Source organism: Streptomyces sp. NPDC025833 (genome assembly GCF_055558055.1).
Genome location: NZ_JBVHNF010000011.1, coordinates 341,292 through 352,031, shown reverse-complemented (window position 1 = coordinate 352,031; position 10,740 = coordinate 341,292). Strand labels below are relative to the sequence as shown.

The following is a 10,740-nucleotide window of genomic DNA, read 5'->3' as shown; positions in this document are numbered from 1 at the left end:
AACGGGCCTATCCAGGAGGGCTCCAACGCCGTGATCACACCAGCCACGGCAAGATCATCTCACCTCTGACCGGCAGTTACGGGACAACCTCTAGAACTCGCGGCGTGATCACGGTCCCATAAACCGATCCACGCCCACTTCCTTCCGCCGGGACCGGGAGAACTGAGTGGGTGTGGTCCGGTTCACGGGGTTCGGCGAAACGCTGGGAGGCTGGATTTGCGGCGCGTATTCTGCGGTGGTGATTGGATTTGAGCGTCTGACTGTCTTCCTGACCGTGGTGACCGTGCTGATCGCTGTGCCAGGGCCGAGTGTTCTCTTCGTGGTGAGCCGAGGGGTGTCGCTGGGGCGGCGGGCCGCTGTGTCGACGGCGGTGGGGAACGAGGCGGGGCTACTTGTCCAGGTGGTGCTGGTGGCGTTCGGGCTAGGGGAGGTGCTTGCCCGCTCCTATCTGGTGTTCTCGGTCCTCAAGTTCGCCGGCGCTCTCTATCTCGTCTATCTCGGAGTCCAGGCATGGCGGCACCGCAAGCTGTTGATCGTGGCGCAGGACCAGGGCGGGGCGGACGCGGGGCGGCCGGGGCGGGTGTTCCGGGAGGGGTTCATCGTCGGGGTGAGCAATCCCAAGGGGCTGCTGATCTTCGGTGCGGTACTACCGCAGTTCGTCGACACCTCGACGGGGAACACGCGCGTGCAGTTGTTGCTGCTGGGGCTGATCTGCGTGCTGATCGCGCTGATTTCCGACGCTACCTGGGGCATCCTCGCCGGCACCGCTCGCAACTGGCTTGCCCGATCCCCTCGTCGGCTGTCCTGGATCGGCGGGGCATCGGGCGTCGTGATGGTCGGATTGGGGATCCGGCTGGCATTCAGCGGGCGTGACTGAGCGATGACGATCGGAGTGTGAGGCGCCCAGGATTCCGCCGGCCAGACAGTCGATGGCGTTGCGGTCGGTGATCCAACCGCCGGGTCCGGGCGAGCGCGGTTCCGTCCGCGCCCGCGAGGTGGGCGTCGGCGGGGACGAGCCGGAGACCGTGAAGCCGTACACATCGCCTTGCTCGAGCCGCTCGCCCAACGTACCCGGGGTGACCAGCAGATGGCCCGGCAACCGCCGTACTCCTCTCAGCGGTTGAGGCATGGCTACGCCGTCGAGTGACGTCCGCCGGAAAAAGTCCAGGAGTTCGCGGTGCTGTGTGAGGCGGAGCAGGTCGAGGGTGATGTGGAAGTTCTCCAGGGGCTCCGTCACCAACACTTGGCAACCTGGCCGGGATGACGCTCTGGGTGCTGCTGGACATTCTCCAGGGGCAGGATCAGAATGCGCACGCGTCCCCTCGGGCGCCTGCCGAACTCTGCTGGCGGGCGCAGGCGTTGGCAAGGCGCGGGCGGCGTTGTCAACCCGACCACTGGGCCCGGGTGATCCCCAGCTCGTACGCGACCGCGACCGCGCTGGCCCGGTTGCGCAGGCCGAGCTTGACAAGCAGGTTCTGTACGTGTGTCTTGACCGTACTCTCGCTGACCACCAGTTCACCGGCGATCTCGGCGTTCTTCATGCCACGGGCCAGGAGCGTGAGGACTTGACGTTCGCGGAGCGTGAGCAGGTCGAGCGCGGTATGGCGGACAGACGGCCTGCGCGGTACCGTCCGGCCGGGCTCTCCTTGGTCGGGTACCCCGATCCGGTAGCCGCCGGAGACGAGTCTGATGGCGGACACCAGGAACTCCGGCTCCTCCCAGGCGAGTACCACACCCCCGGCCCCCAGTTTGTCCGCTTCCGGGTGGAGGGGGTTGTTGGCGTCGTTGGTCAGCAGCAACATGCGTGAAACACCCGCACCGGAGTAGTGGACGGCCCGATGCATCAGCTGCACGACATCGATGGATCGGCAGGCGGTGTTGATGACGAGCACGTCCAGGGACGCGTCGAGCGTGGCTTCGAGCGCCGACGGGTTGTCCCGGGCGCTGCCGACGAGGACGAGATCGGGGTAGCCGCGCAGTACTTGTGCCAGCCCGGCGTGCACCAGGCTGGAGTCGTCGATGAGGAAGACGCGAGTCGGTTCCGGCGTCCCGCCGCCGGTCACGTCGCCCGACGTTGGATTCTGGTCGGATCGAGGCTCTGACACGAGTCCCCCTGCGTCGCGTGCGCGGCAAATGCAAGGAATCGAACAGCTCCTCATCCTCTCCCACGGCCCCGAGTCCGGAGCGCTCGATTTTTCGCCATATTTACTTGCCAAGTGCATAAGGCAGGAGCTGGTCCTTTCGGCCTAGCCTATTCGGCGCACGGGCCCGCTGCGGTCCGGCCGAACTGCCGAAGAATTCGCCTGCCGACCCCGCCTAGGGTCACGCTATGACACAAAGCGTGGTGATCCTGGGTGGCGGCACAGCCGGGTGGATGACGGCCTCCTACCTGCGGGCGGCATTCGCGGACAGCGTCGACGTCACCGTGGTGGAGTCCCAGCGGATCGGCACCATCGGGGTGGGGGAGGCCACCTTCAGCACGGTCCGCCATTTCTTCGACTATCTGGGCCTCAGCGAGGCCGAGTGGATGCCCGAGTGCAACGGCACCTACAAACTGGCGGTGCGCCTGGAGAACTGGCGGGCACCCGGCACGTACTTCTACCACCCGTTCGAACGAATGCGGGTCGTCGACGGGGTGCCGCTCACCGACTGGTGGCAGAAGGTCGGTGAGGCGGGCCACTTCGACCGCGACTGCTTCCTCATCCCGTGGCTCTGCGACGCCAAGGCGTCCCCCCGATACCTCGACCACCGGCTGTTCGAACAGGACTTCGACGAAGCACCCGACCGTCCGCTCTACCGGACCACGCTCGCCGAGCAGAACACGCAGTTCCCCTACGCCTACCACTTCGACGCCTCCCTCCTCGCCGACTTCCTCAGCCGCTACGCCGTTCGGCGCGGCGTCCACCGGATCATCGACGACGTCGTCGACGTACGCCTCGACGAGCAGGGCTGGATCGAGGGCCTCCTCACCCGCGAGCACGGCGAGCTGACCGCCGACCTCTACGTCGACTGCTCCGGCTTCCGCAGCCGGCTCCTCGGCGACGCCCTCGCCGAGCCGTTCGTGTCCTTCCAGGACGCCCTCCCCAACGACCGCGCGGTCGCCCTTCGAGTCCCCGTCGACACCGCGGTCCAGGGCATCCGGCCATGCACCACGGCCACCGCCCAGGACGCCGGATGGATATGGACGATCCCGCTGTACGACCGGGTCGGCACCGGATACGTCTACGCGGGCGACTACTGCGAACCCGAGGAGGCCGAGCGCGTCCTGCGCGACTTCGTCGGGCCCGCCGCGGCCGATCTGGAAGCCAACCACATCCGGATGCGGATCGGCCGCTCACGGCGGTCCTGGGTCAACAACTGTGTGGGCATCGGACTCGCCGCAGGGTTCGTCGAACCCTTGCAGTCGACCGGGATCTTCCTCATCCAGCACGCCATCGAACAACTCGTCAGGTACTTCCCTGGCACGAACCGCGACCCGGTGCTGCGCGACACCTACAACCTCAGCACAGCCCGCGCCATCGAGGGCGTCCGCGAGTTCTTGATCCTGCACTACCGAGGCGCCGCCCGCGCCGACAACGACTACTGGCGCGACGCGAAGAAGCGCGCGGTCCCCGACGACATGGCCGTACGCCTCGAACAGTGGCAGAGCAAACTCCCCGACAACGACACCACCTACCCCTACTACCACGCCTTCGAGCCCTACAGCTACGTCTGCATGGCCCTCGGCCTCGGCGGCATCCCGCTGCGCCACCCGCCCGCGCTCGACCTGCTCGACACCCGCACCGCGCGGGCCGAGCTGACCCGGGTCAGGGAACAGGCGCGGAAGCTGGTCGACACCCTGCCCAGCCAGGTGGAGTACCTCGCGAGGCTGCGCCGATGACGCTCGCCCTCCACACCCTGGCGGCGCTGGCCGTGGTATTGGCGGTGGCCCGGCCGGCCCGCCGCGCGGCGATTCTGGTAGGCCAGCCGCCAGTCATCGGAGAGATCGCCCTCGGACTGGTCGTCGTTCCCCTGCTGACCACGGCGGCCGGATCCGACGTCGTCGACACCCTGCTGCCGACCGACGTCACCGACCATCTGCACACAATCGGCCTGGCCGGTCTCGCGCTGTACCTCACGGGCGTCGGGCACAGCGCACGGCCGCGCCGCGACGAGGTGTCCCTCCGCTCGTACGGCTGGCTGCTGGGCGGTTCCCTGTTGCCGGGGTTGCTGGCTGGGGCACTGCTGGCGGTCTGGGTGGACGTGCGCGGCGTGCCCGGGGAGCGCGGCACGGCGCCCACCGCGGCGCTGTTCCTGCTGCTTGCCGCCGCATTCGCCGTCACCGCCGTACCGGTGCTGGCCCGGATCCTCACCGACCGAGGGCTCGTCGACTCGGCCCCGGGCCGGCTCTCCCTCCTCGTCGCCGTCGGCATCGACGCCCTGACCTGGCTGATCCTGACCGCCGCGCTGGCGACCGCCGCGGGCGGCGGGGGACAACTCGTCCGGGCGGTCGTGGTGATCGCGGGCGGGGCGGTGACGGCTGTGCTGCTGCGATGCCTGCTCGGCCAGGCGGTCGTGGGCAGGTTGTGCACGCGCCGGCCGATCGGCGCCGCGATCCTGCTGGGCGCGCTCGCGGTCGGCGCCGCCCTGGCCACCGAGCGGGCGGGGCTCACCGCGATCTTCGGCGCGGTCATGGTCGGGCTCGCCGTCCCCCGGGACGGCGAGCATGGGCCGCGCACCGAGGCCGTTGGGACCGTGGAACGGTACGGGCTGCTGCTCGTCCCGGTGTTCTTCGTGTCAACCGGCCTCCAGATGTCCACCGACGGGCCGGACGGCTTCTCCTGGCTGACCCTCGCCCTGGTCCTGCTGTTCGCCACGGCGGCCAAACTGGGCGGCGGTTACGCGGGTGCGCGTGCCGCACGGTTACCGGCCGGGACGGCGCTCCGCTTCGGGGTGCTGATGAACACCCGGGGCCTGACGGAGATCGCCGTCCTCCAAGCCGGCCTGTCAGCCGGAATCCTCTCCTCCGGGCTCTTCCTCTCACTGGTACTGATGGCGCTGGTGACCACGACCGCCACCGGCCCGCTGCTGTCGTACGCGGACCACCGCCACCCCGACACTGGCATCCCGCCCCGCCTCGCGTCGGAGGAGCTGTCCCATGACAACACCTGACACGGCCGCCCCGCGGGGAACGACCGCGGGTGGAGGCGACTTCAGGGCGCTGATGTCCCTGTTTCCCACCGGCGTCGCGGTGATCAGTGCCCTGGACGGCGCCGGCCGCCCCTGGGGGATGACCTGCTCGTCCCTGTGCAGCGTCTCCCTCGACCCGCCCACGCTCCTGGTGTGCGTGCGCAGCGGTAGCCCCACCCTGGACGCACTGCGACGCACCGGGACGTTCAGCGTCAACCTGCTGCACCACTCTGCCCGGGATGTCGCGGAGCTCTTCGCCTCCGGTGACCCGGACCGTTTCCACCGGACCTCCTGGCATCTGCCCGACACTGCGGCCGGCGGCCCTCACCTGCGCGACGCCGCGCACGCCGTGGGCGACTGCCGGGTCGACGGTGTGCGGCAAGTCGGCGACCACACTGTCGTCTTCGGCCGGGTGGACCGAGTCAGCGTCGACGCCGATCCTCAACGCGCTCCGCTGCTGTACGGTTTGCGCCGGTACGCGGCATGGCCGTCGGGCGGTAGCGTGGCGGACCCCGGCCGGTTCCGGCGGGGGCCACTCGACGAGGAGTGACATGGCGCAGCCCAAGGAGTCCACCGATGTCCAGTCGCCCGAGGAGGTGCTCCGCACCTCGGGCGTACCGTTCACGGTCCTTGACCACGTCCCGATCGTGGGACAGACGGACGCCGAGACCAAACTCGGCCTCGCCACCGAACAGTTACTGAAGACCATGGTCTTCAGGACGGCCGACGGCGGCTTCGTCCTTGCCGCCCTGCCCGTCACCGGCCGCGTCCACTACGGCCGCCTGGCCCGCGCGGCGGGCATCTCCCGCTCGAAGCTCCGCCAGGCCGAACCCGACGAGTTGAGCCTCCTAGGCATGGAAGCAGGCGGCGCGAGCCCCGTATGCGCCCGGCCCGACGTCGTAACCGTCTTCGACGAGTCGGTGACCCGCATGGGCACCGTCTACTGCGGCAGCGGACGCGCGGATCGCACGGTGCGGATCGAGGCGGCACAGCTGATCGAGTTGGTGAAGCCGAAGATCGAGCAACTGTCCGCGTGAACCGTCGAAGGCGGTGCAGACCGGCTTCCGGCCCGCACCGCCTTCCGTACATCCGCCTCAGCCGTCCAGCCGCCCCGGCGCGAACGGCTCCGCTCCCGCCGGACAGCGCCCCGACATCAGATGCTCTGTCAGCAGCCGGGCCGTGCCGGGCGCCAGGGGCATTCCGTCGATACCGAAGCCGGTGAGCAGCCACAGCCCCGGTGCGCCGGGCGCCGGGCCGACGACGGGCAGGCCGTCAGGGGACATCGGACGCACTCCCGACCACGCAGCCCGCACCGGCGTCTTGGCCAGCACCGGGGCGTGCCGGGCGGCTGCCGCCGCGATCAGCGCCACCGCCTCCTCGCCATCCCGTACGTCGTCGGGCTGGAGCGCCGGCCCGCTGCTGGAGCCGAGCACCACCTCGCCGCCGGGCAGCGGCTGGAGGGAGAAGACGACCTGGGTGGCCGTGGTGGCGGGGGCGGCAACGTCGGTCAGCAGCGGCGGGCCGCTCCGCTTCAAGCCGACCGGACCGTGCCAGGTGGACTGCATGAGCGTGTGACGGAACACGGTGTCCGTGACCGGCGCAGTGCGCACCAGCCAGCCGCGCGCGCCGAAGACCGGTACGTCGCTCCCGGCCTGCTGGGCCAAGCTCCGCGTCCATGGCCCCGCTGCGAGAACCACCGCCCCCGCCGCCAGCGGCCCGGCGTCCGTGACCACACCCGTGACCTGGTCGCCGTCCGTCATCAGACCCCGGACCGGGGTATGCGTGCGGATCTCGGCGCCTGCGTGGACGGCCCGCCCGGCGAGGACCAAGGCGGCCAGCACCGGGTGCAGGGCGTGTGCCCCCTCGACCGCCACTGCGCCCGCGAGGTCGGGCGCGAGGCCGGGCTCCAAGTCCCGCAGTTCACCGGGGCCGATCTCTTGTGTCGGGAAGCCCGCGTCGGACAGAGCCCGGCCGTGGCCGCGGGCCCGGACCAAGCCGTCCTCGTCGCTCGCGACCAGCAGATAGCCGTGTGGACGGAACCGGAAGGACACCTCGCTGTCCCGCGCGGCCTCCTCGTAGAAGGCGATGGCCTCGGCGAACAGGCCGCCGCAGGCCGGCATCGGGCTCGGCAGCAGGCCGCCCTGGTTGCGGCCGGTCGCACCGCTGGCCAGGGCGCCGCGCTCCAGCAGCAGCACGCTCAGCCCCTCCCCGGCCAGCCGTTCGGCGACGGCACAGCCCGCGATGCCACCGCCGACCACGATCACGTCATGAGCCATGGGAACCGCTTTCTTCCAACGCGTGGATGGAGGTGGGGGAGTCGGAGGTGGAGCGCTGTACGGAGTCGCGGGCGATGCTGGACAGGAGCCCTGGGACGGTGTGCTCGATCTCCTCGACCCGCTCCGCGCACAGCGCGTCCGGCTTCTCGGTCCGGCTGGAGGCGTACGCCGGGTACAGGCAGTTGGCCACCAGGTCGTCGCACACCGCCCGTATCCGGCGTAGGAGTTGGGCGGCGACCTCGGCGGGCGAACAGGGCGCACGGAGGGTGAGGAAGTAGGTGTCGAACAGGATCGCCCGGACGTCGCGCGGCAAGGGACGGCCCTGGCCCGCGGCCGACTGGAGCAGCGAGGGCGCGTTGGGCACCAGCTTGAGGGCAGTGCCCTCGTGCACGGCCTCGTTGAGCGCACATTCCTCCAGCAGGCCGTCGGCCAGGCCCTCCCAGGCGGCGGGTAGCCGGCCCCGCAACAAGGCCCGTACGGGGCCGTAGTCGCGGGCCCACGCGCCGGTGAACGCGGGGTGGTGCAGAGCCATGCTCGGGCGGATGACCCGGTGGTAGACGTCCCGGGTGCACGACGCCGTGTACAACAGCATCGCCGAGTAGCCGCGGACCAGACGGGCCGCCGAGGCCACCTCGTTCGACGGCGCCGGGGCGGCGGCCCCCGCGGCCCGCCGTCCCAGTTCCTGCCACAGCATGAAGGTGAGCTGGTGGCCGGTGATCCACCGGAACCAGAACAACTGCTCGGCGGAGTCTGCCGCCCCCGGGCCGGTCGAGGGCCCCAGCCCCGGGGACGGATCCGGGCCGAGCAGCTCCGCGTACCGCCGGGTCAGTTGACCGTCACCGCTGCTGTGTACCGGGTCGGTCGGCAGTACCAGGGGTTCGAGTCCGTAGGCGCGGCCGCCGAACTCGGTGACGCCGGCCTCCAGCAGGCCGGTGGTCGAGGTGCTGTCCAGCGCGCTCACCGTCCCTCGGCCTCCGCCGGTATATGGGTGAACTCGTACTCCAGCCCGTTGACGTCGTAGACATAGAAACTGCTCACCCCGTCGGAGTCCACGACGATCTCGGTGGGGGGCTCCGGGCGGGCGAACACATAGCGTCCGGAGGCGTACAGCCGTTGCCAGCGTTCTCGCCATTGCCGCAGTTCCTCCGCCGTCGCGGCGGTCATGCACACGTGCTGGAACTGGAGCGTGTCCGGATGCGGGCGGGTGTAGGCGGCGGAGCGGGTGAACACATGGAAACGGATGCCGGCGGCGACCACCTCGGTCAGCCGGGTGATGCCGGGCAGCCGGTCGCGGGTCAGGTCGGAGAAGGTGTCGAGGGACCAGGCGACGATGCCGCCGAAGAACGCTGTGTACCACGCGACACAGTTGTCGAGGTCGGCCGTCTCGACCGCCAGGTGATGCAGTCCGGCCCGCAGGGTGGTGCCGGGCAGTGGGGTTTCGTCCACAGAGAGGGACACGGGTTCGGAGATCCTTTCCGGTGGTTCATCGGGCGATCGCGTACGCCTGCCCGCCGCGCGGCGACGCTGCTGCGCGCAGCAGCCCGTCGCCCGGTTCGACACCCACGGCGCACACCTTGCCCAGCGACCAGTCCGGGACGGACACCAGGGCATGCCCGCGGCGGGTGAGGTCCGCTGCGGCCTCGTCGGCGCGGCGGCTCTCGATTCGAACGGTGAGCGGCCGGTGGGTTCGGGGCATGAACGAGGACGGGACGTGCTCGGAGTGGAAGGCGAGGGTCTCGACGGCCTGTTGGAGGTCGAGACCGAAGTCGACGTGGGCCAGGAAGAAGCCCAGCGTCCACTGATCCTGCTGGTCCCCGCCCGGCGTGCCGAACGCCAGCCGGGCCCGCCCCTCGCCTACGACGAGGGTGGGGCTCAGCGTCGTACGGGGCCGTTTGCCCGGTGCCAGGGAGTTGGGGTGCCCCTCCTCCAGCCAGGCCATCTGGCCCCGCGTGCCCAACGGGAAGCCGAGCCCCGGGACCACCGGGGAACTCTTCAGCCAGCCGCCGCTGGGCGTCGCGGCCACCATGTTGCCGTCCCGGTCGGTGACCGTCAGACAGCAGGTGTCGCCGCGAGCCTCGGTCGCCGCCACGACGGGGGGAACGACGGTGGGCAGCCCGTCGTACAACTGCGCCTGCCAGTACGGTCCTTCCGGTGGCTCCTCCCGGTCCAGGGGCGGGATTCGAGGCGGCCTGCCGTCCGGTGCACCGGGCCGCAGACGATCGGAGGCGTGGTCGCCGACCAGGCGCCGGCGGTCGTCGGCGTAGGCAGCCGACAGCAGCGTGGACAGGGGTACGTCGGTGAAGTCCGGGTCGCCGTACCAGGCTTCGCGGTCCGCGTAGGCGAGCTTGGCGCACTCTATGACGGTGTGCAGGTGGTCAGCACTGTCCAGGCCCATGGCCGAGAGGTCGAAGCCCTCCAGCAGAACGAGTTGCTGCAGGAAGACCGGGCCTTGCGACCAGGGGCCCGGCTTGTGTACCTCCAGGCCCCGGTAGGCACGGCTGACGGTGTCCTCCGCGCGCGGCTCCCAGCGGGCGAGGTCGTCGCCGGTGAGGAAGCCCCGGTGACGGCGGCCGGTGGCGTCCAGGACGTCGCTGCGCATGTGGGTGTCGACGGCCTCCGCGACGAAACCGCCGTAGAACGCATGGTGGGCGGCACGTATCTGCGCTTCGCGGCAGGGTCCCGCGGCTTCGGCCTCCTTGAGGATGCGCCGGTAGGTCTCGGCCAGCGCCGGGTTGCGCAGCCGGGAGCCGGGCCGTGGTGGAGCGCCGTCGACCAGGTAGGTGCGGCCGGACTCCGGCCACTGGTCGCGGAACAGCTCGGCCAGGACGCCGATGGCCTCGGCGGCCTTCGGCAGGACCGGGTAGCCGTCCGCCGCGTAGCCGACGGCGTACCGGAGGACCTGCGCGAGATGCAGGGTGCCGTGTTGCTCCAACAGTTTCAGCCAGGCCCCGAACGCGCCTGGGACGGTGGCCGGGAGCAGTCCGGAACCGGGAATCCGGGGCAGGCCCAGGGCCCGGAACGCCTCCGGCGTCGCCGCCTGGGGCATCGGGCCCTGCCCGCAGATCACCTGGACGCGTCCCGAGGCCGCGTCGAAGAAGAGTATCGGGACGTCACCGGCGGGCCCGTTCAGATGGGGTTCGACCACCTGGAGGACGAAGCCCGTCGCGGCGGCGGCGTCGAAGGCGTTCCCGCCCGCCTCCAGGGTCGCCATACCTGCCGCCGAGGCCAGCCAGTGCGTCGAGGAGACCGCGCCGAAGGTGCCCCGCAACTCGGGACGCGTCGTCACGACCGCGCC

At 70.6% G+C, this 10,740-nt stretch carries 10 protein-coding genes; 5 read left to right on the top strand and 5 right to left on the bottom strand.

From position 1 onward, the window contains the following. Nucleotides 1-274 precede the first annotated feature (274 nt). Nucleotides 275-877, top strand: a complete 603-nt coding sequence (locus tag ACZ4K2_RS21885) for a LysE family translocator (protein ID WP_467475644.1) — start codon at nucleotides 275-277, stop codon at nucleotides 875-877. Nucleotides 878-1,382: 505 nt separating this feature from the next. Here ACZ4K2_RS21885 and ACZ4K2_RS21880 read toward each other — a convergent pair. Beyond that, the gene (locus ACZ4K2_RS21880) at nucleotides 1,383-2,063 is read right to left on the bottom strand and encodes a LuxR C-terminal-related transcriptional regulator (RefSeq protein WP_467475624.1); all 681 of its coding nucleotides are present in this window, start codon (nucleotides 2,061-2,063) and stop codon (nucleotides 1,383-1,385) included. A gap of 266 nt (nucleotides 2,064-2,329) precedes the next feature. Here ACZ4K2_RS21880 and ACZ4K2_RS21875 point away from each other — a divergent pair, with 266 nt between their 5' ends. From ACZ4K2_RS21875 to ACZ4K2_RS21860, 4 genes are read left to right on the top strand one after another with little or no spacing between them, the layout of a single operon-like run. Then, on the top strand, nucleotides 2,330-3,880 hold the full coding sequence (locus ACZ4K2_RS21875; protein WP_467475623.1) for a tryptophan halogenase family protein: 1,551 nt from the start codon (nucleotides 2,330-2,332) through the stop codon (nucleotides 3,878-3,880). Further along, entirely contained in the window at nucleotides 3,877-5,151 is a 1,275-nt protein-coding gene (locus ACZ4K2_RS21870) for a cation:proton antiporter (RefSeq protein ID WP_467475622.1), read from the top strand. The genes ACZ4K2_RS21875 and ACZ4K2_RS21870 overlap by 4 nt, the downstream gene beginning before the upstream one ends. Further along, nucleotides 5,138-5,719 (top strand): flavin reductase family protein, encoded by a 582-nt coding sequence (locus ACZ4K2_RS21865; protein WP_467475621.1) that lies wholly within the window; start codon nucleotides 5,138-5,140, stop codon nucleotides 5,717-5,719. Before ACZ4K2_RS21870 ends, ACZ4K2_RS21865 begins: the two co-directional genes overlap by 14 nt. Nucleotide 5,720: 1 nt before the next feature. After that, complete coding sequence (locus ACZ4K2_RS21860) at nucleotides 5,721-6,206, top strand: aminoacyl-tRNA deacylase (protein WP_467475620.1); 486 nt, start codon at nucleotides 5,721-5,723, stop codon at nucleotides 6,204-6,206. Between the two features lie 57 nt (nucleotides 6,207-6,263). Here the strand turns inward: ACZ4K2_RS21860 and ACZ4K2_RS21855 are convergent, their stop codons facing one another. The 4 genes from ACZ4K2_RS21855 to ACZ4K2_RS21840 are packed head-to-tail and all read right to left on the bottom strand — an operon-like array spanning nucleotide 6,264 to nucleotide 10,731. Beyond that, nucleotides 6,264-7,445, bottom strand: a complete 1,182-nt coding sequence (locus tag ACZ4K2_RS21855) for an NAD(P)/FAD-dependent oxidoreductase (protein WP_467475619.1) — start codon at nucleotides 7,443-7,445, stop codon at nucleotides 6,264-6,266. Beyond that, complete coding sequence (locus ACZ4K2_RS21850; protein ID WP_467475618.1) at nucleotides 7,435-8,406, bottom strand: L-tyrosine 3-hydroxylase; 972 nt, start codon at nucleotides 8,404-8,406, stop codon at nucleotides 7,435-7,437. The genes ACZ4K2_RS21855 and ACZ4K2_RS21850 overlap by 11 nt, the downstream gene beginning before the upstream one ends. Then, nucleotides 8,403-8,903: a VOC family protein gene (locus ACZ4K2_RS21845; protein ID WP_467475617.1), complete on the bottom strand. Its 501-nt coding sequence runs from the start codon at nucleotides 8,901-8,903 to the stop codon at nucleotides 8,403-8,405. The genes ACZ4K2_RS21850 and ACZ4K2_RS21845 overlap by 4 nt, the downstream gene beginning before the upstream one ends. A 25-nt stretch (nucleotides 8,904-8,928) precedes the next feature. Continuing rightward, nucleotides 8,929-10,731 (bottom strand): gamma-glutamyltransferase family protein, encoded by a 1,803-nt coding sequence (locus ACZ4K2_RS21840; RefSeq protein WP_467475616.1) that lies wholly within the window; start codon nucleotides 10,729-10,731, stop codon nucleotides 8,929-8,931. Between the last annotated feature and the right edge of the window lie 9 nt (nucleotides 10,732-10,740).